General features: G+C 71.3%; 28 protein-coding genes and 1 pseudogene. 15 read left to right on the forward strand and 14 right to left on the reverse strand.

The genetic code is table 11. The annotated features are described in order from the left end of the window. Nucleotides 1-158 (forward strand): annotated as a pseudogene (locus tag ABZW32_RS27260) (2-oxoacid:ferredoxin oxidoreductase subunit beta); the annotation flags it as partial. Between the two features lie 44 nt (nt 159-202). Here ABZW32_RS27260 and ABZW32_RS27265 read toward each other — a convergent pair. After that, nucleotides 203-565, reverse strand: coding sequence for a helix-turn-helix domain-containing protein (locus tag ABZW32_RS27265; RefSeq protein ID WP_356220527.1), 363 nt, complete (start codon nt 563-565; stop codon nt 203-205). Between the two features lie 107 nt (nt 566-672). On the opposite strand from ABZW32_RS27265, the gene ABZW32_RS27270 reads away from it, so the two are divergent. The 3 genes from ABZW32_RS27270 (at nt 673) to ABZW32_RS27280 (ending at nt 4,176) form a co-directional block, all read left to right on the forward strand. Continuing rightward, nucleotides 673-1,530: an SDR family oxidoreductase gene (locus tag ABZW32_RS27270; protein ID WP_356220529.1), complete on the forward strand. Its 858-nt coding sequence runs from the start codon at nt 673-675 to the stop codon at nt 1,528-1,530. 102 nt (nt 1,531-1,632) lie between these two features. Beyond that, nucleotides 1,633-2,655, forward strand: coding sequence for an EamA family transporter RarD (gene rarD, locus ABZW32_RS27275; protein ID WP_356220532.1), 1,023 nt, complete (start codon nt 1,633-1,635; stop codon nt 2,653-2,655). A 204-nt stretch (nt 2,656-2,859) separates the two neighbouring features. Continuing rightward, nucleotides 2,860-4,176 (forward strand): M28 family metallopeptidase, encoded by a 1,317-nt coding sequence (locus ABZW32_RS27280; RefSeq protein ID WP_356220534.1) that lies wholly within the window; start codon nt 2,860-2,862, stop codon nt 4,174-4,176. A gap of 22 nt (nt 4,177-4,198) precedes the next feature. Here ABZW32_RS27280 and ABZW32_RS27285 read toward each other — a convergent pair whose 3' ends face one another. From ABZW32_RS27285 to ABZW32_RS27300, 4 genes are all read right to left on the reverse strand, one after another. Further along, nucleotides 4,199-4,615: a hypothetical protein gene (locus ABZW32_RS27285; RefSeq protein WP_356220537.1), complete on the reverse strand. Its 417-nt coding sequence runs from the start codon at nt 4,613-4,615 to the stop codon at nt 4,199-4,201. Then, nucleotides 4,612-4,815, reverse strand: a complete 204-nt coding sequence (locus ABZW32_RS27290) for a hypothetical protein (RefSeq protein ID WP_234333790.1) — start codon at nt 4,813-4,815, stop codon at nt 4,612-4,614. The genes ABZW32_RS27285 and ABZW32_RS27290 overlap by 4 nt, the downstream gene beginning before the upstream one ends. Nucleotides 4,816-4,913: 98 nt before the next feature. Beyond that, nucleotides 4,914-6,158 (reverse strand): sigma-E factor regulatory protein RseB domain-containing protein, encoded by a 1,245-nt coding sequence (locus ABZW32_RS27295; protein WP_356220539.1) that lies wholly within the window; start codon nt 6,156-6,158, stop codon nt 4,914-4,916. 226 nt (nt 6,159-6,384) lie between these two features. After that, nucleotides 6,385-7,395 (reverse strand): polyprenyl synthetase family protein, encoded by a 1,011-nt coding sequence (locus ABZW32_RS27300; protein ID WP_356220542.1) that lies wholly within the window; start codon nt 7,393-7,395, stop codon nt 6,385-6,387. 190 nt (nt 7,396-7,585) lie between these two features. On the opposite strand from ABZW32_RS27300, the gene ABZW32_RS27305 reads away from it, so the two are divergent. The 5 genes from ABZW32_RS27305 (at nt 7,586) to ABZW32_RS27325 (ending at nt 12,033) form a co-directional block, all read left to right on the forward strand. After that, nucleotides 7,586-9,103: a peptide MFS transporter gene (locus ABZW32_RS27305; protein WP_356220544.1), complete on the forward strand. Its 1,518-nt coding sequence runs from the start codon at nt 7,586-7,588 to the stop codon at nt 9,101-9,103. Between the two features lie 22 nt (nt 9,104-9,125). Then, the gene (locus ABZW32_RS27310; RefSeq protein WP_356220546.1) at nt 9,126-11,132 is read left to right on the forward strand and encodes a CocE/NonD family hydrolase; all 2,007 of its coding nucleotides are present in this window, start codon (nt 9,126-9,128) and stop codon (nt 11,130-11,132) included. Nucleotides 11,133-11,219: 87 nt separating this feature from the next. Next, nucleotides 11,220-11,393: a hypothetical protein gene (locus tag ABZW32_RS27315; RefSeq protein WP_356220549.1), complete on the forward strand. Its 174-nt coding sequence runs from the start codon at nt 11,220-11,222 to the stop codon at nt 11,391-11,393. After that, nucleotides 11,390-11,758 carry a hypothetical protein gene (locus ABZW32_RS27320; protein WP_356220551.1) on the forward strand — a complete coding sequence of 123 codons (369 nt, stop codon included), beginning with the start codon at nt 11,390-11,392 and terminating at the stop codon, nt 11,756-11,758. Before ABZW32_RS27315 ends, ABZW32_RS27320 begins: the two co-directional genes overlap by 4 nt. Then, on the forward strand, nt 11,755-12,033 hold the full coding sequence (locus tag ABZW32_RS27325) for a hypothetical protein (protein WP_356220553.1): 279 nt from the start codon (nt 11,755-11,757) through the stop codon (nt 12,031-12,033). The genes ABZW32_RS27320 and ABZW32_RS27325 overlap by 4 nt, the downstream gene beginning before the upstream one ends. Nucleotides 12,034-12,120: 87 nt before the next feature. On the opposite strand, the gene ABZW32_RS27330 is transcribed toward ABZW32_RS27325, so the two are convergent. Next, nucleotides 12,121-12,315, reverse strand: coding sequence for a DUF397 domain-containing protein (locus ABZW32_RS27330; protein ID WP_356220556.1), 195 nt, complete (start codon nt 12,313-12,315; stop codon nt 12,121-12,123). Then, a complete protein-coding gene (locus ABZW32_RS27335; RefSeq protein WP_356220558.1) occupies nt 12,312-13,139 on the reverse strand; it encodes a helix-turn-helix transcriptional regulator in 828 nt (275 codons plus the stop codon). Before ABZW32_RS27335 ends, ABZW32_RS27330 begins: the two co-directional genes overlap by 4 nt. Before the next feature lie 106 nt (nt 13,140-13,245). On the opposite strand from ABZW32_RS27335, the gene ABZW32_RS27340 reads away from it, so the two are divergent. Beyond that, on the forward strand, nt 13,246-13,491 hold the full coding sequence (locus ABZW32_RS27340) for a hypothetical protein (RefSeq protein ID WP_356220561.1): 246 nt from the start codon (nt 13,246-13,248) through the stop codon (nt 13,489-13,491). A gap of 109 nt (nt 13,492-13,600) precedes the next feature. Further along, entirely contained in the window at nt 13,601-13,996 is a 396-nt protein-coding gene (locus tag ABZW32_RS27345; RefSeq protein ID WP_356220563.1) for a hypothetical protein, read from the forward strand. Between the two features lie 117 nt (nt 13,997-14,113). Here ABZW32_RS27345 and ABZW32_RS27350 read toward each other — a convergent pair whose 3' ends face one another. After that, entirely contained in the window at nt 14,114-14,920 is an 807-nt protein-coding gene (locus ABZW32_RS27350) for an HAD family hydrolase (protein ID WP_356220565.1), read from the reverse strand. A 141-nt stretch (nt 14,921-15,061) separates the two neighbouring features. Between ABZW32_RS27350 and fahA the strand changes: the two genes are divergently transcribed. The 4 genes from fahA to ABZW32_RS27370 all read left to right on the forward strand — a co-directional run bounded on the left by fahA (nt 15,062) and on the right by ABZW32_RS27370 (nt 18,458). Further along, nucleotides 15,062-16,291: a fumarylacetoacetase gene (gene fahA / locus ABZW32_RS27355; RefSeq protein ID WP_356220568.1), complete on the forward strand. Its 1,230-nt coding sequence runs from the start codon at nt 15,062-15,064 to the stop codon at nt 16,289-16,291. A 137-nt stretch (nt 16,292-16,428) separates the two neighbouring features. Beyond that, entirely contained in the window at nt 16,429-17,058 is a 630-nt protein-coding gene (locus tag ABZW32_RS27360; RefSeq protein WP_356220571.1) for a hypothetical protein, read from the forward strand. A 94-nt stretch (nt 17,059-17,152) separates the two neighbouring features. Then, nucleotides 17,153-17,770, forward strand: a complete 618-nt coding sequence (locus ABZW32_RS27365; RefSeq protein WP_356220573.1) for a hypothetical protein — start codon at nt 17,153-17,155, stop codon at nt 17,768-17,770. Nucleotides 17,771-17,879: 109 nt separating this feature from the next. Beyond that, nucleotides 17,880-18,458: a Uma2 family endonuclease gene (locus tag ABZW32_RS27370; RefSeq protein ID WP_356220576.1), complete on the forward strand. Its 579-nt coding sequence runs from the start codon at nt 17,880-17,882 to the stop codon at nt 18,456-18,458. Nucleotides 18,459-18,517: 59 nt separating this feature from the next. Here the strand turns inward: ABZW32_RS27370 and nuoN are convergent, their stop codons facing one another. Genes nuoN through nuoI form a run of 6 tightly spaced genes read right to left on the reverse strand, consistent with a single transcriptional unit; the run spans nt 18,518 to nt 25,372 of the window. Continuing rightward, entirely contained in the window at nt 18,518-20,173 is a 1,656-nt protein-coding gene (gene nuoN, locus ABZW32_RS27375; RefSeq protein WP_356220579.1) for an NADH-quinone oxidoreductase subunit NuoN, read from the reverse strand. Then, nucleotides 20,170-21,762, reverse strand: coding sequence for an NADH-quinone oxidoreductase subunit M (locus ABZW32_RS27380; protein WP_356220582.1), 1,593 nt, complete (start codon nt 21,760-21,762; stop codon nt 20,170-20,172). The genes nuoN and ABZW32_RS27380 overlap by 4 nt, the downstream gene beginning before the upstream one ends. A 1-nt stretch (nt 21,763) precedes the next feature. Then, nucleotides 21,764-23,659 (reverse strand): NADH-quinone oxidoreductase subunit L, encoded by a 1,896-nt coding sequence (gene nuoL, locus ABZW32_RS27385; protein ID WP_356220584.1) that lies wholly within the window; start codon nt 23,657-23,659, stop codon nt 21,764-21,766. Between the two features lie 14 nt (nt 23,660-23,673). Beyond that, nucleotides 23,674-23,973 (reverse strand): NADH-quinone oxidoreductase subunit NuoK, encoded by a 300-nt coding sequence (gene nuoK, locus ABZW32_RS27390; protein ID WP_030236326.1) that lies wholly within the window; start codon nt 23,971-23,973, stop codon nt 23,674-23,676. After that, nucleotides 23,970-24,785: an NADH-quinone oxidoreductase subunit J gene (locus ABZW32_RS27395; protein ID WP_356220587.1), complete on the reverse strand. Its 816-nt coding sequence runs from the start codon at nt 24,783-24,785 to the stop codon at nt 23,970-23,972. The genes nuoK and ABZW32_RS27395 overlap by 4 nt, the downstream gene beginning before the upstream one ends. After that, nucleotides 24,782-25,372 carry an NADH-quinone oxidoreductase subunit NuoI gene (gene nuoI / locus ABZW32_RS27400; protein ID WP_356220590.1) on the reverse strand — a complete coding sequence of 197 codons (591 nt, stop codon included), beginning with the start codon at nt 25,370-25,372 and terminating at the stop codon, nt 24,782-24,784. The genes ABZW32_RS27395 and nuoI overlap by 4 nt, the downstream gene beginning before the upstream one ends.

Genomic DNA, 25,372 nt, shown 5'->3' on the forward strand with positions numbered 1-25,372 from the left:
CCCTCCACCACACCCCCATCGGCGTCTTCCGCGACACCACCCGCCCCGTCTACGACACCCTCATGGCCGACCAGCTCGAAGCGGCGGTGGAGCAGAAGGGCAAGGGCGACCTGGCGACCCTGCTCGCGGGCAACGACACCTGGACGGTCGTCGGCTAGCGGGCAGTCGCCGTGCTCTCACGAAGACGCAAGCCCGGATCCCGCTACGGGGTCCGGGCTTCGTCGTAGGCGACGCGGGCCCGCTCCACCTCGCCGGTGCGCCGCTCCGTCCAGCGCGCCAGCGCCCACACCTGCTCGGCGGCCTCCCGGCCCAGGTCCGTCAGGGAGTAGTCCACGTGGGGCGGGATCACCGGGCGGGCGTGGCGCAGGACGAACCCGTCGCGTTCCAGGGTCTGGAGGGTCTGGGCCAGCATCTTCTCGCTGACCCCGCCCACCTCGCGGCGCAGTTCGCTGAACCGGTACGAGCGCTCGAACAGGGCGGCGAGCACCAGGACGCCCCAGCGGCTGGTGACGTGCTCCAGGATTCCGCGCGAGGGACACATGGGGGCTTTGACACTTACTTCCATACCAGTACCTTACTTTGAAGTGGGTACTTACGGATAGTTAGCGCTTTCCATAGGCTCGTGTCATCACCGTAGGAGAGCACAGAAACCCGCACAGGAGCGTGAGCGTCATGAGCATCGTCGTCACCGGAGCCACCGGATCCCTCGGCCGCCTCGTCGTCGAGGAGCTGCTGGCGAAGGTCCCCGCCGACCGGCTGGCCGTCGTCGTACGGAACGAGGCGAAGGCCGCCGACCTGGCCGCGCGCGGTATCGAGGTCCGGGTCGCGGACTACGACGACCCCGCGAGCCTGGCCGGTGCCTTCCGGGCCGGCGACCGCGTGCTGCTGATCTCCGGCAGCGAGGTCGGCCGCCGCGTCCCGCAGCACACGGCCGTGATCAAGGCCGCGGAGGCGGCCGGGGTGGCCCAGCTGGCCTACACCGGGATCCTCGGCGGGCCCGAGGCGGACTTCGAGCTGGCGGCCGAGCACAAGGTCACCGAGCAGGCGATCCTCGACTCCGGCCTGCCCCACACCTTCCTCCGCAACGGCTGGTACCACGAGAACTACACCGCGCAGCTGGCCTCGGTCCTGGAGCACGGGGCGGTCCTCGGCAGCGCGGGCGAGGGCCGGATCGCCTCGGCGGCCCGCGCCGACTACGCGGCGGCGGCAGCCGAGGTGCTGACCGGCGAGGGCCACCTGAACCGGGTCTACGAGCTCTCCGGGGACACCGCCTGGAGCCTGGCCGAGTACGCCGCCGAGGTGGCGCGGCAGTCCGGGCGCGAGGTCGCGTACGCCGCCCTTCCCGCGGACGCGCACCTGGCGGCGCTGACCGGGGCCGGGGTGCCCGAGGGCTTCGCGGCGATCCTGGTCGACGTGGACGCGGCGATCTCGCGCGGCCGCCTCGCCGGGACCGGCGGGGACCTGGCCCGGCTGATCGGCCGGCCGACGACCCCGGTCGCCGACGCCATCGGCGCCGTCCTGGCCGGCTGAACGGTGTCATGAGTATCTCGCCGTAACGGGCATGACAGCGGCTCCCCGCGGCGCTACGGTCGTGAGGTTGTGAGATTGGCCGGAAGTCGCACTGGAGGGCCCGTGAAGGCACAGAACGAGCAGCGCGCGGGTCTGCTCTACGGATTCGGCGCGTACGGGATGTGGGGGCTGGTCCCCCTCTTCTGGCCGCTGCTCAAGCCGTCCGGGGCGATCGAGATCCTCGCCCACCGCATGGTGTGGTCACTGGCGGTGGTCGGCGTCGCGCTGATCGCGCTGCGCCGCTGGAGCTGGATGGCGGAGCTGCTGCGCCAGCCGCGCAAGCTGGCGCTGACCGCGCTGGCCGCGACCGTGATCAGCGTGAACTGGGGCCTGTACATCTGGTCGGTCAACAACGGCCACGTGGTCGAGGCCAGCCTCGGGTACTTCATCAACCCGCTGGTGACCATCGCCCTCGGCGTCCTGGTCCTCGGGGAGCGGCTGCGCCGCGTCCAGTGGGCGGCGGTCGGCATCAGCTTCGCCGCCGTCCTGGTCCTGGCCGTCGGGTACGGGCGTCCGCCGTGGATCTCGCTCGCCCTGGCCTCCTCCTTCGCCACCTACGGGCTGATCAAGAAGAAGCTCGGCATGGGCGGGCTGGAGTCGCTGACCGCCGAGACGGCGATGCTGTTCCTGCCCGCCCTGGGCTACCTGCTGTGGCTCGCCGCGGAGGGACGCTCGACGTTCGCCTCACTGGGGCTCGGACACTCCGCCCTGCTCGCCTCGACCGGGCTGGTCACCGCGATCCCGCTGGTCTGCTTCGGGGCGGCCGCGATCCGGGTGCCGCTGTCCACGCTGGGGCTGCTGCAGTACCTGGCGCCGGTGTTCCAGTTCGGGCTCGGGGTGCTGTACTTCCACGAGGCGATGCCGCCGGAGCGCTGGGCCGGCTTCTCCCTGGTCTGGGCCGCGCTGGTGCTGCTGAGCTGGGACGCGCTGCGCAGCTCCCGGCGCTCGCGGGCCCGGCTCGCGGAGGCCGCGCAGGCCGCGGGGAACGCGGCGGCCCCCGCCGCGGAGACCGCCGCCCCGCCTGCCGCCGTCCCGCCCGCCGACGCCCCCGCGGCGGGGGCATCCCCGACCCGCGGGCCCGCGTAACGGCCTTCACTCCTCTCCCCCGGTCCCCGGTACGAAACCTTCGTACCGGGGACCGTCCGTTTACCGAACTCCCTTGACCGAATCGTGGTCTTGACGGACAGTCACGCCCTCACTGAACATCAGGCTCGCACTGGCGCATCATCGTTCACCTGATCGATACCGCACGTTCCGTCTCATCCCCATACGGAATCCCGGAGCCCCCACATGAGCCTGTCCGTCTCCCGGCGCCTGGCCGCCGTGACCGCACTCGCGGTCGCGGGCCTGCTGGCCGCCACCTCCCCCGCCGCGCTCGCCGCGCCCACGGCCGTCGCCGCCGCGCCGACGCCACCCGACATCCCGCTGGCCAACGTCAAGGCGCACCTGGCGCAGTTCTCCTCGATAGCCGCCGCCAACGGCGGCAACCGCGCCCACGGCCGGTCCGGCTACAAGGCCTCGATCGACTACGTGAAGGGCAAGCTGGACGCGGCCGGTTTCACCACCACGCTGCAGACCTTCACCTCCAGCGGCGCCACCGGCTACAACCTGATCGCCGACTGGCCGGGCGGCGACCCGAACTCCGTGCTGATGTCCGGCTCCCACCTGGACTCGGTGACGGCCGGCGCGGGCATCAACGACAACGGCTCCGGCTCGGCGGCCGTCCTGGAGTCGGCGCTGGCCGTCTCCCGCGCGGGCCTGCAGCCCACCAAGCACCTGCGTTTCGGCTGGTGGGGCGCGGAGGAGCTGGGCCTGGTCGGGTCGAAGTACTACGTCAACAACCTGCCGGCGGCCGAGAAGGCGAAGATCTCCGGCTACCTGAACTTCGACATGATCGGCTCGCCGAACCCGGGCTACTTCGTCTACGACGACGACCCCACCATCGAGCAGACCTTCAAGAACTACTACGCGGGCCTCGGCATCCCCACCGAGATCGAGACCGAGGGCGACGGCCGCTCCGACCACGCCCCCTTCAAGAGCGCGGGCATCCCCGTCGGCGGCCTGTTCTCCGGCGCCGACTACACCAAGACGGCGGCGCAGGCCCAGAAGTGGGGCGGCACCTCCGGCAAGGCCTTCGACGCCTGCTACCACTCCTCCTGCGACACCACGGCGAACATCAACGACACCGCCCTGGACCGCAACGCGGACGCCATCGCCTACGCGATCTGGAACCTCGGGGCGGCCACCCCGGTCCCGCCGGGCCCGTCCTTCGAGAACACCGCGGACGTGAACATCCCGGACTCCCCCGGCGCCGCGGTGACCTCGCCGATCACGGTCTCCGGCGTCACGGGCAACGCGCCCGCCACCACCAAGGTCGACGTCAACATCGTCCACACCTACCGCGGCGACCTGGTGATCAACCTGATCGCCCCGGACGGCACGGCGTACCTGCTGAAGAACTCCAGCTCGGACTCGGCCGACAACGTGATCGCCACCTACACGGTGAACGCATCGAGCGAGGTGGCCAACGGGGTCTGGAAGCTCCAGGTCAAGGACGTGGGGGCGCAGGACGTCGGCTACATCAACAGCTGGAAGATCACCTTCTGAACGGTGTAGCCCTCCGGTGGTGCTACGCGTCCTCGCCGGCCGGGCGCAGCGAGGCGGGCAGGGGGTCCTGGATGCGGGCGCGCAGTTCCTCCGCGACCGCCCCGATGTCCACCCGGCCCAGCTTCGCGGCCTCGACCAGGTCGCCCAGCTCCTCCGGCGAGGGCAGTTGCCTGGCCCCGGCCACCCGCAGGTACGAGCGGGTGGCCGCGGCCGCGTAGAACTCGTTCATCGGGGATTCCAGCGCGGGGCACACGGCGAGGGTGTGCAGGAACGCGGCGGCCCGCCAGGCCGTGTCGGGAGCGGGCTGCTCGGGCACCAGCACCAGGTCGTTCTGGTGCCGGGCGACGGCCGCGGCGACCCCGGAGGGGTCCCACACGGCGGGATCCGATGGCAGATGGTGTGCCAGGGCCGTCCAGGCCCACTCCATGGTGATCTTCAATTGCCGAACCGCTCCTGGAAATAGCCCCAGTGGTCGGCGAACTCCTCGATGCCGGACAGGAAGGTCTTCCGGTCCTCGTCGAGTTCGCGCTCGGTGACCTCGGTGATCAGCGCGGTCACCGTCGTCCCCAGCGCCGCCGCGCGCGCCTTGAGGCGCTCGTGGAACTCTTCGTCCAGGCGGATGGTGACGTGTCTCGACATGGCGTTCACGGTACAGCGGCCGTGCTGTACGCAGGAGCGGAACCGGACAAAGGGTGGCCGGGGACACACGTCCCCGGCCACCCCCGTCGGTGCTGCGGCTACTTGGCGGAGTCCGCCGTCTTCACCAGCTGGTCCTTGGTGACCGCGCCGACGTAGACCTTGCCGTCATCGGTGATCAGCGCGTTGACCAGGCGGGTCGAGAAGATCCGGCCCTCGCCGAACTTCCCGGTGACCTTGTCCCCGAGGGAGTTCAGGAACTGCTTGGCCTCCTTCGGCGCGTTCTTGTCCTTCTCGATGTCGCTCAGGCTCTTGCCGGCGCCGGTGTCGATGCGCGCGACCGTCGCCCAGCCCTCGCCGAGGACCTTGACGTCACCCTTGCCGTCCTTGCCGCCCTTGCCGTCGGCCCCGCCGGTCAGCGCGTCCAGACCGGGGAAGGACTCCAGCGGCCCGAACTCCTTGCCGTGGTCCCCGCCCTTCCCGGCGGCCTTGTCCGCGCCCTCGGTCACCTTGGCGCCCTTGGGCGGGGCGAAGGAGAAGGCGTCGGCGGCCGGCTTGGCGAAGTCGACCTGGGTGAAGCCCGCCTCGGCGATCGGCTTGCCGCCCTGGCTGGAGAGCACCTGGACGCGCAGCGGCACGCCGTTCTTGGCGTCGACGGCGATCCGGACCGAGTCGACGGTGGAGCCGCTCTGCTTGGGCTTCAGGACGAGCTGGTAGGCGTCGCGGCCGGCGACCTGTGCGGTGTCGCCCACGGCGATGTCGGTGGTCGGGCCGGCCTGCTTGAGCAGGTCCTGGGCCATCTGCTGCGGCGAGGCCGCGAGCCGGTCGGCCGTCTTCGGGTGCTCCTTGCCCTTGCCGGCTTCCTTGCCCGCCGCGTCCTTGCCGTCGGCCTTCTCGTGGAAGGCCTCGTTGGACTTGGAGTCGTAGCCCCAGACGTCGGTGCCGTTGTGGACGAGGGTGTACTCGTCCTTGCCGTCCAGGAAGGTCAGCTTCTGCCGGTCCGGGCCGTCGGCCGCGACGCGGAAGGTGTGCGTGCCGTTGGCCAGCTGCGCGACCTTGTCCTGCGGGTCGGCCGAGCCGCCCGCGACCCCGCCGCCGCCCAGCAGGCCGGAGGCGAGCGTGGGCAGGCCCAGGTCGGTGGTGAGCTTGGCCGTACCGGTGAGCTGCTGGACGTCGGAGGCGGCGACCTTCTCGATCAGCTGCTGCGCCGTCACCTTGGGCAGGTCCGGGCCGCCGGCGTTGGCGAAGGCCGGGACCATCGCCACGGTCGCCGCGGCGACGCCCGCCACCGCGACCGGTACGGCGTACCGGGCGGCCTTGCGAGAGGTCTTCGTGTTCGCTGCCATGTCAGTGCCCTGCCCTCTGTGTATGTGGCGGTGACCCCCGTGTCACCGCTCTCACCCGATCCGGTGGGGTTGATGACTCCATCTGACCAAATGGACGGCTCCGGGGCGTCAGTCCCCGGAATCAACTGCGCGTACGACCGTGGGATGACACGGAAGGGGCCCCTCACCCCGGACCCGTAGGGGTCGCGGGCGGGCGAGGGGCCCCTCCTGCGTCTGCGGGGACGGCTCAGCCGGCCCGGTGGACCACCGCGTCGCACAGCTCTTCCAGGGCCGACTTCGCGAAGCACTCCGGCAGCGGGGCCAGCGTGGCGCGCGCGTCCTGCGCGTACTGGATGGTGTCGCGGCGGGCCTGCTCCAGCGCGGGGTGCACCCGCAGCCGGGCGAGGACCTCGGCGTGCCGGGCGTCGTCGCTCAGGTCCCCGTCGAGCAGCTCCACGAGCTCCAGGTCCTCCTCGCGCCCGTCCCGCGCGGCCATCTCCCGCAGCCGCAGCACGGGGAGCGTGGGGATGCCCTCGCGCAGGTCGGTGCCGGGGGTCTTGCCGGACTCGTGCGAGTCGGAGGCGATGTCGAGGACGTCGTCGGCGAGCTGGAAGGCGGTGCCGAGGCGCTCGCCGTACTGGGTCAGGATGTCGACGACCGACTCGTCCGCGCCGGACATCAGCGCGCCGAAGCGGCCGGAGACCGCGATCAGCGAGCCGGTCTTGCCGGCGATGACGTCGAGGTAGTGCGCGACCGGGTCGCGGCCGTCGCGCGGGCCGGCCGTCTCCAGGATCTGGCCCGTCACCAGGCGCTCGAAGGCCTCGGCCTGGATGCGTACGGCCTCGGGTCCGAGGTCGGCCAGGATGTGGGAGGCGCGGGCGAAGAGGAAGTCACCCGTCAGGACGGCCACGGAGTTGCCCCAGCGGGCGTTGGCGCTCTCCACCCCGCGGCGTACGTCCGCCTCGTCCATGACGTCGTCGTGGTAGAGCGTGGCCAGGTGGGTGAGCTCCACGACCACCGCGGACGGCACGATCCCGGGCGCGTAGGGGTCGCCGAAGCGGGAGGCGAGCATCACCAGCAGCGGCCGGAACCTCTTGCCTCCGGCGCGCACCAGATGCTGGGCGGCCTCGGTGATGAAGGGGACTTCGCTCTTGGTGGCTTCCAGCAGACCCGCCTCGACGGCGGCCAGTCCGGCCTGGACATCGGTTTCAAGAGCCTGGTCCCGCACGCTCAGTCCGAACGGCCCGACGACGGTCACGAGGGGTACTCCTGTCTGCTGACGATCACGCTGACGATCACCTGGATTGTCGATGTGTCGCTGCCATCACTCAAGCCAGCGTATCCGGTCTGTTTTCGATCACCCAGAGCGCCTGCCCGGTCGCCACGTGCGCATCGCCCGATGCGCACCGGTATGTTCTAAGGGACCCGAAACAACCGGAGAGTACGTTTTGTCCAGAACTGCGACCGATATAGACGAACCCAGAGGCCCGGAGGCGGACCAGCCGCCACCCGGCGACGACCACGCCTTCCTCGGTCACCCCAGGGGTCTCGCCACCCTCTCCGGGCTGGAGGTCTGGGAGCGGTTCTCCTTCCTCGGCATGCAGGCCATCCTCGTCCTCTACTTCGCGGACACGGTCGCGAACGGCGGCCTGGGGATGAACCCGGCCACGGCCGCCTCCGTCTCGGCGGCCTACGGGACCATGGTCTACCTCGTCTCCGTGGCCGGCGGATGGCTCGCCGACCGCATCCTCGGTTCCTACCGCGCCGTCCTCTCCGGCGGCATCCTGATCGCCTGCGGCCACTACGCCATGGCCGTCCCCACGGCCGCCATGACCTGGGTGGGCCTCGGCCTGATCAGCGCGGGCACCGGCCTGCTCAAGCCCAACGTGGCCGGCATGGTCGGCAAGCTGTACCGGACGGCCGACCAGCGGCGCGACGCCGGCTTCGCCCTCTACTACATGGCCATCAACATCGGCGCCTTCGCCGGACCGCTGGTCACCGCCTGGCTCGGCGAGCACAAGGGCTGGCACTGGGGCTTCTCCGCCGCCGCCATCGGGATGACGGCCGGGCTCGTCCAGTACGTCCTCGGCCGCCGCCATCTGGCCGGACGCAAGCACTCGGCCGAGTACGCCCTGGCCCCCGACGCGATGCGCGCCGCCGTCCGGAAGATCGTCGGCGGCTGCGTCGCCTTCGCCGTCATCGCCACCCTCCTGGCGGTCGTCGGCTGGTTGACGACGGGCCGTCTCGTCGACCTCCTGACCCTCGCCTCGGTGATCGCCCCGGTGGTCTACTTCACGCTCATGTTCCGCAGCCCGCGCGTCAGCGCCGAGGAACGCGGACGCCTGCGCCCCTACGTGGTCCTCTTCCTGGCGTCGGTCGCCTTCAACTTCATCCTCTTCCAGGCCTACTCGACGATGATGCTGCTGGCCTCGACGAACGCCCGCACCGAGATCCTCGGCTTCGACTTCCCGGCCGGCTGGTACGCGTCGGCCCTCGGCGCCTTCGAGGTGCTGCTGGCCCCGGTGGTGGCCGCGCTGTGGGTCCGCATGGGGCCCCGCCAGCCGCACGCCTCCAACAAGATCGCCATCGGGGTGGTCCTGGGCGGCCTGTCGTTCCTGCTGATGGTGATCCCCACCTCGGGCCACGGCGGCGAGGCGTACAAGATGGCCGCCTGGTGGATCATCGGCTCGTACGTGCTGCTGGGGCTCGGCGACGTGCTGCTGCAGACCTCCGGCATGTCGGCCACCACCAAGCTCGCCCCCAAGGCCTACACCAACCAGACGATGGCCCTGTGGTTCCTCTCCCTGGCCCTCGCCAACGGCATCCAGGCCCAGGTGGTCAAGGTCTACGGCACCGTGTCCGACCCGGTGTACTTCGGCGTCAACGGCGCCGTCGCGGTCGCGGCGGGCCTGGCCGTGATCGCGCTGGCGCCCTGGCTGCGCCGCACGATGCATCCCGTCCACTGAGGGGACCGGTGAACCCGTTCCGATGATCATCCGAACCGAATTCCCGTACGCGACCACCCACGAGGACGTCCGCATCCCGATGCCCGACGGCGTCGAGCTGTACGCCCGCATCTGGCGCCCGGTCACGGACGCCCCCGTCCCGGCCCTGCTGGAGTACGTCCCGTACCGGCTCACCGACTGGACCGCCCCGCGCGACGCCCAGCGCCACCCCTGGTACGCGGGCCACGGCTACGCCTCCGTACGGGTCGACGTGCGCGGCCACGGCGTCAGCGGGGGCCGCCCCGGCGACGAGTACGACGCCCGGGAACTGGCCGACGGGGTCGCCGTGGTGGAGTGGCTGGCCGCGCAGCCCTGGTGCACGGGCGCGGTCGGCATGTTCGGGATCTCCTGGGGCGGCTTCAACAGCCTCCAGATCGCCGCCCTCGCCCCCCGGGCGCTGAAGGCCGTCGTCACCGTCTGCTCCACCGACGACCGCTACGACAACGACGTGCACTACATGGGCGGCTCGGTCCTCGCCGTGGACATGCACGCCTGGGCCGCCACGATGCTGGCCTTCTCCTCCCGCCCGCCGGACCCCCGCTACGCCGGGGACGGCTGGCGCCGCCAGTGGACCGACCGCCTGGAGGGCATGGAACCCCTGATCCACACCTGGCTCTCCCACCAGACCCGGGACGCCTACTGGCGCCACGGCAGCGTCTGCGAGGACTACGGGGCCGTCCGCGCGGCCGTCCTCGCCGTCGGCGGCTGGCACGACCCGTACCGGGACACGGTCCTGCGCCTGGTCTCCGCGCTGCCCGCCTCCCGCGTCCGGGGGCTGATCGGCCCCTGGTCGCACCAGTACCCGGACCGGGGCCTGCCGCCGGGCCCGGCGATCGGCTTCCTCCAGGAGACCCTGCGCTGGTGGGACCACTGGCTCAAGGGCGAGGACAACGGGGTCATGGAGGAGCCGCTGCTGCGCTCCTGGATCAGCGAGTCGCACCGCCCCGCGACCGTCTACGAGCGGCTGGAGGGCCGCTGGGTCGGCGACCGCGCCTGGCCCTCCCCGGCGGTGGTGCCCGTCTCCTACGGGCTCCAGGGCGCCCCGGTGGTCGTGGCCTCGCCCCAGCACACCGGGCTGGACGCGGGCCGCTTCTTCCCCTTCGGCAACGCCGCCGACCTGCCGCCGGACCAGCGCGAGGAGGACGCGAAGTCGGCCTGCTTCGAGTTCCCGGTGGCGCCGGGCGAGCCGGTGGAGATCCTGGGCCGCCCGTCGGTGACCCTGCGGCTGCGGATGGACGTCCCGTACGGGCAGGTCGTGGCCCGGCTGTGCGACGTCGCCCCCGACGGCTCCTCGACGCTGGTCACCCGGGGCGCGCTGAACCTGTCGGCGCGCCGGGGCCGGGACCGGGCGGCGCCGTGGACCCCGGGCGCGCAGGAGGACGTCACCTTCGAGCTGAACGGCATCGGCCACGCCTTCCCGCCGGGCCACCGGATCCGCCTCGCCCTGTCCTCCGCGTACTGGCCGTGGATCTGGCCCCGGGCCGGCTCCGAGGCCGGCTGGACCGTCGACCCGACGGGCTCCACCCTCGAACTCCCGGTCCGCACGGCCTCCCCCGCCACGGACGGGGGCATCGTCTTCGAGGCCCCGGAACAGGCGGAGCCGCTGGGTGTCGCGTACCCGGAGACCCTGGACGGGCCGCACCCGGAACGGGTGGTCGTACGGGACGTGGCGCGCGGCACCTGGCGCCTGGAGGTGGACCCCCGCTACGGCGGCACCCGGGTCTACCCGGACGGGCTGGAGTACGAGGAGGAGGCGGAGGAGGTCTACGAGATCCAGGACGCCGACCCGCTGTCCGCGTCCTGCCGCTCCCAGTGGCGCATCCGCCTCCACCGACCGGAGGAGGGCTGGGACGCCCGCGTGGAGACCCGCTCGGAAATCACGTGCGACGAGGGCGGCTTCCTGACGTCGAACGAGGTGGTGTGCCGGGAGGGCGAGGAGATCGTCTTCCACCGCACGTGGGAACGCCGCCTCCCGAGGACGGCGGGCTGAGCCTGGCCGAGACGCGGGCCCTCGGCTCGGCCATTGGCCTCAAGGCACTCATGGCGTCATCCGTTCGCGACGGATTACGCTCGACTCGTGCGAGCAGCGAGCGGTCCCCTGAGCGGCGGCGAGAAGAGCGATCCGGACGCCCTCAGGGCCGTAGGCCGGGCCGAGCAGGCCTTGGGGCAGGCGCACCAGCACGTCACCACTCTCGCCGGCGCCTACCGGGCGGGCGAACCGGAGCAGCAGGAGAGGGCCGAAGCCGTATGAGTACCGCGCCCCAGCCATCGGCCACCCCGCAGCCGCCCATCCAGCCCGAGGCGATCCGCTCGGCCCTCGCCCAGATCGCCCCTCACCTCCTCGCCGACTTCGACCGTGACCGTGCGGCGAGCACCGCCCGCGCACGTGCCGAGGTGTCCGCCACGCCCCTTCGCACCTTCACCGAGGCCTGGGCCGTCGAGGTGGCCATCGCGCGGCACCCGGAGACCGCCGGCAGGCTTCGCGCGCTGGAGGCCCGTGCCGGCGAAGTCGCCGACCTCGCCGAGGCCCGCGAGATCGCCTCCGAGATCAGCCGCATCCGCAGAACCGCAGCCACCGAGGCGGGCGTCCGCACGGTCGGCGGGACCGCCTGGTGACCGATGACCGTTGGGCATGGGAGTACGCCTTCCATGCCGAGGACGAGGTCAGCTACCCGAAGACCGTCCGGGACGAGGTGAAGGCCGTCGCCGACCAGATCGTCGAACTCGCGAACCTCGGCATCGACCCGGCCGAACTGGGCGACCCCACTCCCGGAACGGCACGCCGCCACACGCTCGCTTCCGGAGGATGGTTCGAGACCCAGGCGTTTCCCCGGATGCGGCCCCGCCTCCTCGCCGTGGTCTTGGTCGTACCACCACCGCACCTTCTCTGACGCGGACCCACTGTCCGCGTCCTGCCGCGCCGACTCCCGCGCCCGGCGGGCTGAGCCCACCGGGCCCACGGGGGCCCGGCGGTCCGCTCAGACGGCCTTGAGGCCGTCGACGAACACGGAGAATGCGGCTGCGGCGAAGCCGAGTTCCGGGCCGTCGGCCCGCTTGGAGTCCCGGACCGGCACGACACCGCGCGAGGCGGCGAGATTGGTGGCGACCTCGACGCACGCGCCACCGTTCTCGCTGTAGGAGGACTTGAACCAGCGGGGGGATTCGGCCTTCACGAGGTGCCCTTTCGTAGCTGACGGATCAAGGCCACCGATTCGGCTTGCGACATGGCCTCGGCCTGAAGCTGATGGTAGGCGGTCAGCAGGGGCACGACAGAGCCGCTGTCCCGTTCGAGTTGCCCCCGCTGAGCAGACTCCGCGTAGGAGACCAGTGAGCGGTTCTGCATCGTCAGGATGTAGAGAGGCAGGCTGATTGGACGACGATCGCCCATGTCGAACGGCGCGATCTGGAGCACAGTGTTCGACAGGGCAGCGAAATCGATCAGCCGATCCCACTGGCCGTCCATCGTGACAGGGTCGCCCACCGGGCGCCTGAGGCAGCTCTCGTCCAGGACGACGAAAACCAGGGGCGGCGGCGTCCGCAAAAGTGCCGCCTGTCGCTCCGCGACGATCGAGATCCGCTCCTCGGCCTGTTCGGCAGTACTTGCGCCGCGCTCGACGGCACGCTCGTTGAGCGCGGTCGCGTACTCCGACGTCTGGAGGATTCCCGGCATGACGCCGACCTCGTAGAGCCTGATCTCCGCAGCTCGCGCCTCGTGCGTGACGTACTCCGGAAAGCCCTCCAAGAGGGCAGTACTCCGCACGGCACTGCTCTGGCGTTCGAGTCGGCCGCCCGTCGCAAACACCCGGTCAGCACTTGCCGCAAAACGGCGAGTTGGAGGTCGACGGCCGGTTTCGACGGCGGAAATATGCGTCCCGGAGCACCCCATACGCTCCCCCAGCTCGTCCTGCGTCCAGCCGCGCTCGTCTCGCAGCGCACGCAGACGATGACCGAACGCCGCCCCAGGGGATTTCTCAGGGTCCAGCTCTTTGCGGTTCAACGACGACCACCCAACTCCTCGTGCAAATTGCGCAAGTTGAAGACCTCCCGACTCTAGGCCACGCTGAATCCGCTTGGTAGTGGAACCGCTACGGAGAGGCATGGCCATGTGTGAAGCGCCCCACCCGCAGGCACCACCCCCGCTTCCCGGAACACTCGTCGTGGACACCGCCCGCGACGACCGCCTCGCGGAGTTCCGCGGGCTCGCCGGGCCGTACTGGGCGCTGCGCCCCGTGCGCGGTGGGCCGGAGTGGGAGGCGGAGCCGCGTGAGGTGCGGCTCGCCGGGCCCATGGAGCGGCTCCGGGCCGAGATCGCGCGGCGCAACGCCCGCAGTGCGGAGGGCCGGCCGTGAGGGGGCCCGAACGACCCCCCGCCGAGCGGGCCACCGCGCTCGCCGTGACCCTCGGGGCCGTCGCCTGGGTGTGCTGCGTGGCCTGCATCGTCGCCCGGGGGTGGTCCGCGTGAGCAACACCTGCGGGGCGCCCGGACTGCTGTCGGCCGCGCACCTCGACGCCCTCGCCGAACTCCTCACCGGCAACGCCCGCGCCCTGCGGGCCGCGCTGGAGGAGGGCCCCGAGCTGCGTTGCGCGCTCGAACGGCATTCCGGGCCCCACATGGACCTGGTCCACGACTCCGGCTCCGGCACGGCCCTGTGGGCCCAGTGGCCCGGACCGGGCGGCGGTCACGGTGACGGCGGCGACGGGTGGCTGGAAACAGTCGTCGCGCTGCCCGACTGCCCGGCCACCACCCCCGGCCGTGGTACGGGCTGCTGGGCGTACCTGGCCCACCCCGGAGCGCACACCTGGGAGCTCACCCCGCCCTGGGCCGTCGGGCGGAGTCCGGTCCGGCAGCCCTGAGGTGGGCAGGGTGCGCGCCCGGAAGCCCACTCCGCCCGGCGGCCCGTCGGATGGAGTCCGGCGCAGCGGTGCGAAGCCGGGGAGGCCGCCGGCGGCCGAGCCGCGCGGGCGGCGCGTTCAGGAATAGAGGCGTTCCAGGACCGCCGCGATGCCGTGGGCCTCGTTCGAGAGGGTCACCTCGTCGGCGACGGCCAGCAGTTCGCGGTGGGCGTTGGCCATCGCCACCCCGTGCGCCGCCCAGGCGAACATCGGGACGTCGTTCGGCATGTCGCCGAAGGCGATCGTCGACGAGGCCGCCAGGTCCAGGACCTCGGCGGCCCGCGCCAGCCCCTCCGCCTTGTCCACGCCGGGCGGCTGGAGCTCCACCGTGTGCTCCCCCGCCATCGTGACGTTCACCAGGTCCCCGACCACCGCCCGCGCGACCCGCGTCAGCTCGTCGTCGCCCAGGTGCGGGTGCTGGAGCAGCACCTTGATGATCGGCGCCGACCAGAGGTCGTCACGCCGGGGGACGCCGACCATGGGCAGGTGCGGGTGCCACATCCGGTAGCCCGGCCCCATCAGGGTCTCCCCGTGGAGCCCCTCCTGGTTGACCGCCGCGTAGACCTCGCCGACCTCGGCCTCGATCTTGCCGAGGGCCACCTCCGCGAGGCCGCGGTCCATCGAGACGGAGTGCAGCAGGCGCCCGCGCGCCGTGTCGTACACCTGCGCGCCCTGCCCGCACACCGCGAGCCCCGTATACCCAAGATCCTCAAGGATCTTCCGGACCTGCGGGACGGGGCGTCCGGTGACCACGATGTGCTGGGCTCCCGCCGCGCGCGCCGTGGCGAGAGCCGCGTGCGAGCGGGCGGAGACGGTGTCCGCGTCGCACAGCAGAGTCCCGTCCAGGTCAGTGGCGATCAAGGCATAGGGAAGGGCGGAAGTCACGGCGCCAAGGATACGGACCCCAGTGGACAAGTCCTACAAATAGCGCCCGAATCCGGCCTCCCACAGACCCCACCAGACACGTAACGTGTCAGCCAGCCCCCGGGACACCCCCGGACCGCATGGAAAGCGAGGCAGTACCCCATGCCCCAGCAGAGCCCCCTCGACGTTCCCGAGGGCGACCCGTTCGGGCCGCACAACCTCCCCTACGGCGTGTTCAGCACCCCCGAGGAGCCGCAGCGCCGCCGCGTCGGCGTGCGCATCGGCGGACACGTGCTCGACGCCGGGGCCGTGGCGGTCGCGCTCGGGTCCCCGTACGCCGGACTCCTCGCCCAGGGCTCGCTGAACCCCCTGCTGGCCGCCGGCCGCACCGCCTGGCGGGACGTGCGCCGCGCCCTGACCGCCTGGGTGACCGACCCCGGCCACCGCGGGACCGTGGAGCCGCACCTGCTGCCGCTCAACGCCGTCACCCTGCACCTGCCGTACGAGGTCGCGGACTACGTCGACTTCTACGCGAGCGAGCACCACGCCACCAACGTCGGCAAGATCTTCCGCCCGGACGGGGACGCGCTGACCCCCAACTGGAAGCACCTGCCCATCGGTTACCACGGCCGGTCGGGCACGATCGTGGTGTCGGGCACGGACGTCGTGCGCCCCTCCGGGCAGCGCAAGGCCCCCACCGACCCGGCGCCCGTCTTCGGGCCCTCGGTCAAGCTCGACATCGAGGCCGAGGTCGGCTTCGTCGTCGGCGCCCCCTCCGAGCTGGGCCGCCCCGTCGCGCTCGGCGACTTCGAGGACCACGTCTTCGGCCTCTTCCTCCTCAACGACTGGTCCGCGCGCGACGTCCAGGCCTGGGAGTACGTGCCGCTCGGCCCCTTCCTCGGCAAGTCCTTCGCCACCTCCGTCTCCGCCTGGGTGACCCCCCTGGAGGCCCTGGACGCGGCCCGCGTGGCCCCGCCCGCCCGGGACTTCCCGCTCCTGCCCTACCTCGACGACTCCGCGGCCGACCGCCCCGGCGGCTTCGACCTGCACATCACCGTCTCCATCAACGGGCAGGAGGTGGCGCGTCCGCCGTTCGCCTCGATGTACTGGACCGCCGCCCAGCAGCTGGCCCACATGACCGTCAACGGCGCCTCGCTGCGCACCGGCGACGTGTTCGGCTCCGGCACGGTCAGCGGCCCCGAGGTCGACCAGCGCGGCTCCCTCCTGGAGCTCACCTGGAACGGCCGCGACGCCATCGAGCTCGCCGACGGCAAGCGCACCTTCCTGGAGGACGGCGACACCGTCACCCTCACGGCCTGGGCCCCCGGCGCCGACGGCACCCGCGTCGGCCTCGGCGAGGTCACCGGCCGGATCGTGGGCTCGGCCGGCTAGACCCTCCCGCGGGGTGGCGGGCCTCCCGCCGCCCCGCCGGGACCGGGCCGCCCGCGCGTAGGCCGCACGGGCGGCCCCACCACCCGTACGCTCCCCCACCCGTGGCGGGCCCGCACGGGCCGGGTGAGGCTGCTCGCATGCCCCCTCGCCACACGAAGCACATCCCGCTCGTCCCGCTGGCCCTCGCTGCCGCCGCGACCCTGGCCGCCGCACCGTCGGCCGCCGCCGCGCCCGCGCCGCCCACCCCGGCCGCCGCGGCCGCCGGGCCCTCGTACCGGCTCGCGCCCGCCGCCCAGCTGGCCCTGACCTACCGGGCCACCGCCAAGTACCACCGGCACAGCGTCGGCGTCGCCGACGGGTACGTCCCCGACAAGTACTGCGTCACGAACCCGTCCGGCGGCACCGGCTCCCTCGGCTACCCGCACTTCAACCACGCCTACGACGGCTCCGTCGACCCGGCCAAGCCCACCGCCCTGCTCTACGAGGGCGACGGCAAGGGCCGCTGGCGGCTGGCCGGCCTCGAATGGATGGTCGTGGACAAGGACGGCCTGGTGGAGACCGACGACGACCGCCCGTCCCTGTTCGGGGAGCCCTTCCGCGGCCCGCTGCCCCCGCGCTTCCCGGGGCAGAAGGTCCACTACTCGCTGCACCTGTGGCTGTGGAAGGACAACCCCGCCGGACGGTTCGAGCCCTTCAACACCGCGATCACCTGCCGCCCCGGCACCACCAGACCCCGCCCGGTCGCCCCCGCCGCCACCACCCCGTGAACGGCCCGGCCCCCCGTTCGGACGTCCGCCGCGTGCACGGCCCCCGCACCGCCCTGATGGTGGACGAAACGGCCTCACCCCACCAGGAGTTCCGATGCCCGTTCGCAGCCTGAAGACCGCTCTCGCCTGCGCGGCCGCCGTGTCGCTGGGCCTGGCCGCCGTGCCCGCGGCCCACGCGGTCGACGGTCCCGCGCCCGACCCGCGCAACCGGCAGGCCATGCGGGACATGGCGACGGCGATCGCGGTGACGGCCAAGTACGTGGACGAGCGGGAGGCCATCAAGGACGGCTACGTCCCGCACGGCGAGGCGTGCATGAGCAACCCCTTCGGGGTCGGCTCCATGGGCTACCACTACGTCAAGGAGGCCTACTGGGGCTCCAAGGACCCCGCCAAGCCGACCGCGCTCCTCTACAGCTACACGAAGGACCGCAACGGCCGGCGCAAACTCCAGACCGTGGAGTGGATGTCCACCGACCGCGACCAGGACCTGACGACCACCGACGACCGGCCGAGCATGTTCGGACTGCCCTTCGACGGGCCGATGCCGGGCCACTGGGCGGGCATGCCCAAGCACTACGACCTGCACATGTGGGCGTACGAGAAGAACCCGGCGGGCCGCTTCCACAACTGGAACCCGGCCCTTCCCTGCCCGAACAAGGCCCCGGTGGTACCGGGCGGCACCACCCAGTCCACACACCCGCACGGCCACTAGACGGCACCGATCGGCGCCGTCAACTGCCTCCCGCATATGACTCACCCGAAGGGACGGGGTTCCGCGATCGCCCGGCGCCACGCCGACCGTACGCGCGAGACTCCGGCTCATGGGAGCACCGATGAACCCGGAACACAGCTGGCCGATCCCCCCGCCGGGCGGCTGGACTGCCGACGACCTGGACACGCTTCCGAATCTGCCTCCCCACACGGAGCTGATCGACGGGAGCCTGATCTTCGTGAGTCCGCAGACCCTCTTTCACATGCGAGCGGTCAGCTTCTTCCAGCGACGACTTGAGGAGACGGTCCCCCCTGGACTGGAAGTCCTGCGCGAGTTCACCATCGACATCGACCGCCACAACCGCCCCGAGCCGGACGTGATCGTCACCGTGGAGGACACCGACGCGGACCCGGACCAGACCCGTCTTCCGGCCGCGTCCGTCCGGCTCGCGGTCGAGGTCGTCACACCGGAATCGGTCAACCGTGATCGCGAGACCAAACCGGTCAAGTACGCCCGTGCCGGGATCCCGCACTTCTGGCGGGTGGAGAACAGGGACGGCCGGGCCGTGGTCTACGTCTACGAACTCGACCCCGCGACCAAGGGGTACGTGGCCACGGGCATCTTCCGCGACCGGCTGCGCGTCCCGGTCCCCTTCCGCATGGACCTGGACCTCACCCGAGCGGTATAGCGCAACGCACCAGGGCCCGGCTCCCCCGAGGGAGCCGGGCCCTGTCGCGTACGGCAGGATCAGCGCACGAACGTGCTCGCCTGGCCCGCCAGGTCCAGGAAGTACTGCGGGGCCAGACCCAGCACCAGGGTGACGGCCACGCCGACCGCGATGGTCGTCATCGTCAGCGGCGAGGGAACGGCCACGGTCGGGCCGTCGGCCTTCGGCTCGCTGAAGAACATCAGCACGATCACCCGGATGTAGAAGAACGCGGCGATCGCGGACGAGATCACACCGACCACGACCAGCACCCCCGCACCGCCCTCCGCCGCCGCCGAGAACACGGCGAACTTGCCCGCGAAGCCCGAGGTCAGCGGAATGCCGGCGAAGGCCAGCAGGAACACCGCGAAGACCGCCGCCGTCAGCGGCGAACGCCGGCCCAGACCCGCCCACTTCGACAGGTGCGTGGCCTCGCCGCCCGCGTCGCGCACCAGCGTGACCACCGCGAAGGCGCCGATCGTCACGAAGGAGTAGGCCAGCAGGTAGAAGAGGACGGACTGGACGCCCTCCGCCGAGGTCGCGATCACACCGGCCAGGATGAAGCCCGCGTGCGCGATCGAGGAGTACGCCAGGAGCCGCTTCACGTCGGTCTGGGTCACGGCGATCACCGCGCCCGCCAGCATCGTGACGATCGCGACGCCCCACATCACCGGCCGCCAGTCCCAGCGCAGGCCGGGCAGGACCACGTAGAGCAGGCGCAGCAGCGCGCCGAAGGCGGCCACCTTGGTCGCGGCGGCCATGAAGCCGGTGACCGGGGTCGGGGCGCCCTGGTAGACGTCCGGGGTCCACATGTGGAAGGGGACCGCGCCGACCTTGAACAGCAGGCCCATCAGGATCAGCGCGCCGCCGATCAGCAGCAGCGCGTCGTTGCCCATGGTGGAGGCCAGGGCCGGGTCGAGCTTGGCGACGGTGCCGTCGACCACGTCGGCGATCACCGCGTAGGAGACCGAGCCCGCGTAGCCGTAGAGCAGCGCGATGCCGAAGAGGAGGAAGGCGGAGGAGAACGCGCCGAGCAGGAAGTACTTGACCGCGGCCTCCTGCGACATCAGCCGCTGGCGGCGGGCGACGGCGCAGAGCAGGTACAGCGGGAGGGAGAAGACCTCCAGCGCGATGAACAGCGTCAGCAGGTCGTTCGCCGCCGGGAAGATCAGCATGCCGGCGATGGCGAACAGGGCCAGCGGGAACACCTCGGTGGTGGTGAACCCGGCCTTGACGGCGGCCTTCTCGCTCTCGCTGCCCGGTACGGACGCGGCCTGGGCGGCGAAGGAGTCCACCCGGTTGCCGTGTGCCTTCGGGTCCAGGCGGCGCTCGGCGAAGGTGAACACGGCCACGATCGAGGCCAGCAGGATCGTGCCCTGGAGGAACAGCGCCGGGCCGTCCACGGCGATGGCGCCCATGGCCGCGATGTGCGCCTTGGTGCTGCCGTAGCCGCCGGCGGCGAGGCCGACGACCGCCGCGAAGGCCGAGGCCAGCGCGGCGACGGCCAGGAACACCTGGACGTAGTAACGGGACCTGCGCGGGACGAAGGCCTCCACGAGGACTCCGAGGACGGCCGCGCCCACCACGATCAGCGTGGGCGCCAGCTGCGCGTACTCGATGTGCGGGGCCGGGATCTTGTCGGCCGGTCCGTTGGCCGCCAGGGTCAGCAGGGCCTGGGCAGCAGTCGCGGTGCTCACTTCGCCGCCTCCCCATTCTTGGCCTCGACGGCCACCTCGGGCTTCGGGTCGGTCTGCTTCACGTCCGACATGGTGTGCTCCACCGCCGGGTTGACGATCGTGGTGAGCGGCTGCGGGTAGACGCCCAGGCCGATCAGCAGCGCGATCAGCGGGGCGACCACGAGGACCTCGCGCAGGCGCAGGTCCCGCATGCCGGAGACCTCCTCCCTGACGGGGCCGGTCATGGTGCGCTGGTACAGGACCAGGGTGTAGAGCGCCGCCAGCACGATGCCGACGGTGGCGATGATCCCGACGACCGGGTAGCGGGCGAACGTGCCGACCAGCACCAGGAACTCGCTGACGAAGGGCGCCAGGCCCGGCAGGGAGAGGGTGGCGAGGCCGCCGATCAGGAAGGTGCCGGCGAGGACCGGGGCCACCTTCTGGACACCGCCGTAGTCGGCGATGAGCCGCGAGCCGCGCCGGGAGATCAGGAATCCGGCGACGAGCATCAGCGCGGCCGTCGAGATGCCGTGGTTGACCATGTAGAGCGTCGCGCCCGACTGGCCCTGGGAGGTCATCGCGAAGATGCCCAGGATGATGAAGCCGAAGTGCGAGATCGACGCGTAGGCGACCAGCCGCTTGATGTCCCGCTGCCCGACCGCGAGGAGGGCGCCGTAGACGATGCTGATCAGGGCCAGGACGAGGATCACCGGGGTGGCCCACTTGCTGGCGTCGGGGAAGAGCCCGAGGCAGAAGCGGAGCATCGCGAAGGTGCCGACCTTGTCGACGACCGCGGTGATCAGGACGGCGACCGGGGCGGTGGCCTCGCCCATCGCGTTCGGCAGCCAGGTGTGCAGCGGCCACAGCGGGGCCTTCACCGCGAAGGCGAAGAAGAAGCCGAGGAAGAGCAGCCGCTCGGTGTTGGTCGACATGTCCAGGGTGCCGGCGGCGCGGGCGGCGGTGATCTCCTGGAGGGAGAAGTTCCCGGCGACGACGTACAGCCCGATGACGGCGGCCAGCATGATCAGGCCGCCGACCAGGTTGTAGAGGAGGAACTTGACCGCCGCGTACGAGCGCTGCGCGGCCGCGTTCTCGTCGGTCCCGGAGTGCGCCCGGTCCCCGAAGCCGCCGATGAGGAAGTACATCGGGATGAGCATGGCTTCGAAGAAGACGTAGAAGAGGAAGACGTCGGTGGCCTCGAAGGAGATGATCACCATCGCCTCGACCATCAGGATCAGGGCGAAGAAGCCCTGCGTCGGCCGCCAGCGGGAGGAGTTCGTCTCCAGGGGGTCGGCGTCGTTCCAGCCGGCGCCGATCACGAAGGGGATCAGCAGTGCGGTGAGCGCGATCAGCGCCACCCCGATGCCGTCGACGCCCAGTTCGTAGCGGACTCCGAAGTCCCTGATCCAGGCGTGGGACTCGGTGAGCTGGTAGCGGTCGCCGCCGGGCTCGAAGCGGACCGCGACCAGCACGGCCAGGGCCAGCGTGGCCAGGGAGAACAGCAGCGCCAGCCACTTGGCGGCGGTCCTGCGGGCGGCCGGGACGGCCGCCGTGAGGACCGCGCCGACCGCGGGCACGGCCGCCGTCACCGTCAGAAGCGGGAAGTTCATGTCACACCGCCCTCATCAGCAGGGTCGCGGCGATCAGGATCGCCGTGCCCCCGAACATCGAGACCGCGTAGCTGCGGGCGTAGCCGTTCTGCAGCTTGCGCAGCCGGCCCGAGAGCCCGCCGACCGAGGCGGCCGTCCCGTTGACGACTCCGTCGACCAGGCTGTGGTCCACGTAGACGAGCGAGCGGGTCAGGTGCTCTCCGCCGCGCACCAGCACGACGTGGTTGAAGTCGTCCTGGTACAGGTCGCGGCGGGCCGCCCGGGTGAGGAGCGAGCCGCGCGGGGCGACGACCGGGACGGGCTTCCTGCCGTACATCCCCCAGGCGATGGCGACACCGATCACCAGGACCACCATGGTGGACAGGGTGACCGTCAGGGCGCTGATCGGCGGGTTGCCGTGCGCCTCGCCGGTGACCGGCTCCAGCCAGTCCACGAAGCGGTCGCCGATCGAGAAGAACCCGCCGGCGAAGACCGACCCGAAGGCGAGGACGATCATCGGGATGGTCATGGACTTCGGGGACTCGTGCGGGTGCGGGGCGTGGCCTTCCGCGTCCGGCTGCCAGCGCTTCTCGCCGAAGAAGGTGAGGAGCATGACCCGGGTCATGTAGAAGGCGGTGATCGCCGCACCCAGCAGGGCCACTCCGCCGAGGATCCAGCCCTCGGTGCCGCCCTTCGCGAAGGCCGCCTCGATGATCTTGTCCTTGGAGAAGAAGCCCGACAGGCCCGGGAAGCCGATGATGGCGAGGTAGCCGAGGCCGAAGGTCACGAAGGTGATCGGCATGTACGTCCGCAGACCGCCGTACCTGCGCATGTCCACCTCGTCGTTCATCCCGTGCATCACGGAACCGGCGCCGAGGAAGAGGCCCGCCTTGAAGAAGCCGTGCGTGACCAGGTGCATGATCGCGAAGACGTAGCCGATCGGGCCGAGGCCCGCCGCGAGGATCATGTAGCCGATCTGCGACATCGTGGACCCGGCGAGGGCCTTCTTGATGTCGTCCTTCGCGCAACCGACGATCGCACCGAAGAGCAGCGTGACCGCGCCGACGACGGTGACCACCAGCTGGGCGTCCGGCGCCCCGTTGAAGATCGCGGCCGAGCGGACGATCAGGTACACGCCGGCGGTGACCATGGTCGCCGCGTGGATCAGGGCCGAGACCGGGGTCGGGCCCTCCATCGCGTCGCCGAGCCAGGACTGCAGCGGCACCTGCGCCGACTTGCCGCAGGCGGCCAGCAGCAGCATCAGGCCGATCGCCGTCAGCTTGCCCTCGGAGGCCTGGCCCACCGCGCCGAACACCGGCCCGAAGGCGAAGGTCCCGAACGTGGTGAACATCAGCATGATCGCGATCGACAGGCCGATGTCACCGACGCGGTTGACCAGGAAGGCCTTCTTCGCGGCCGTGGCCGCGCTGGGCTTGTGCTGCCAGAACCCGATCAGCAGGTACGAGGCCAGGCCCACGCCCTCCCAGCCGAAGTACAGCAGCAGGTAGTTGTCGGCGAGGACGAGCAGCAGCATCGCCGCGACGAACAGGTTGAGGTAGCCGAAGAAGCGGCGGCGCCGCTCGTCGTGCTCCATGTAGCCGATGGAGTAGATGTGGATGAGCGTGCCCACGCCTGAGATCAGCAGGACGAAGGTCATCGACAGCTGGTCCAGCTGGAACGCCATGTCCGCCTGGAAGCCCTCCACCGGGATCCAGGTGTACAGGAACTGGTGCAGGGTCCGGTCGTCGGCGCTGCGGCCCAGCATGTCGATGAACAGGGCCACGCCGATGCCGAAGGAGACGGCGGCGAGCAGGGTGCCGAGCCAGTGCCCGGCCTTGTCGAGGCGCCGGCCGCCGCAGAGCAGCACCACCGCTCCGAGCAGGGGCGCCGCGATCAGCAGCGCAATCAGATTCTCCACTGTGTGAACGCCCCTTACAGCTTCATCAGGCTGGCGTCGTCGACCGAGGCCGAGTGGCGGGTACGGAACAGCGACACGATGATCGCGAGGCCCACCACGACCTCCGCGGCGGCGACGACCATCGTGAAGAACGCGATGATCTGGCCGTCGAGGTTGCCGTGCATCCGGGAGAAGGCCACGAACGCGAGGTTGCAGGCGTTGAGCATCAGCTCGATGCACATGAACAGCACGATCGCGTTCTTCCGGACGAGCACCCCGGCCGCGCCGATGGTGAACAGCAGGGCCGCCAGGTACAGGTAGTTGACCGGGTTCACTTCGAGGCCTCCTCACGGCCGAGACGCTCCGCGGAGGCCTGCTCCAGCGCCTTGAGGTCGTCCAGGGCCTGGCCCGACACGTCACGGACCTGACCGCGGGCCCGCAGGGTCTTGCTGACGGTCAGCTCGGACGGGGTGCCGTCCGGGAGCAGGCCGGCCACGTCGACCGCGTTGTGCCGGGCGTAGACGCCGGGCGCCGGCAGCGGCGGGAGCTGTACGCCCTCGCGCACGCGCTGCTCGGCGAGTTCGCGCTGGGTGGCGGCCCGCTCGGTGCGCTCGCGGTGGGTGAGCACCATCGCGCCGACGGCCGCCGTGATCAGCAGGGCGCCGGTGATCTCGAAGGCGAAGATGTAACGGGTGAAGATCAGCTCGGCCAGGCCCTGGACGTGCCCGGCGGAGTTGACCCGGCCGAGCCCGTTGAAGTGGGTGAGCCCGGCGTTGGCGATGCCGGCGATCAGCAGGATGCCGAAGCCGAGCCCGCACAGGACCGCCAGCCAGCGCTGCCCCTTGAGGGTCTCCTTCAGCGAGTCCGCCGCCGTGACGCCGACGAGCATGACCACGAAGAGGAAGAGCATCATGATGGCGCCGGTGTAGACGATGACCTGGACGACGCCCAGGAAGTACGCCCCGTTGGCGAGGTAGAACACCGCCAGGATGATCATCGTCCCGGCGAGGCAGAGGGCGCTGTGGACGGCCTTGCGCATCAGGACCGTGCACAGCGCGCCGATGACGGCGACGGTGCCCAGTACCCAGAACTGCACGGCCTCGCCGGTGGAGGTCATCGTGGCGCCGGCGGCTGCGAGGGCGCTCATGCCTGCACCTCCTCGGAGGAGTCCGCGGCCGTCTCGCCCTTGGAGACCGCCACCTGCCGGACCGTGCCCGGGGCGGCGCCCGTCACCAGCCCCCGGTAGTAGTCCTGCTCGTCCGTCCCCGGGAAGATCGAGTGCGGGGTCTCCACCATGCCCTCGGTCAGACCCGCGAGGAGCTGCTCCTTGGTGTAGATCAGCGCCTCGCGGCTGGAATCGGCGAGTTCGAACTCGTTCGTCATCGTCAGCGCCCGGGTGGGGCAGGCCTCGATGCACAGCCCGCAGAGGATGCAGCGGGCGTAGTTGATCTGGTAGACCCGCCCGTAGCGCTCGCCCGGGGAGTAGCGCTCCTCCTCGGTGTTGTCCGCGCCCTCCACGTAGATCGCGTCGGCGGGACAGGCCCAGGCGCACAGCTCGCACCCGATGCACTTCTCCAGACCGTCGGGGTGGCGGTTGAGCTGGTGCCGTCCGTGGAAGCGCGGAGCGGTGGTCTTCTCCTGCTCCGGGTACTGCTCGGTGAGGCGCTTCTTGAACATGGCCTTGAAGGTCACGCCGAACCCGGCCACCGGGTTCTGCCACTTTTCGTCGGACAC

Source organism: Streptomyces sp. NPDC004667 (assembly GCF_040609475.1).
GTDB lineage: Bacteria > Actinomycetota > Actinomycetes > Streptomycetales > Streptomycetaceae > Streptomyces.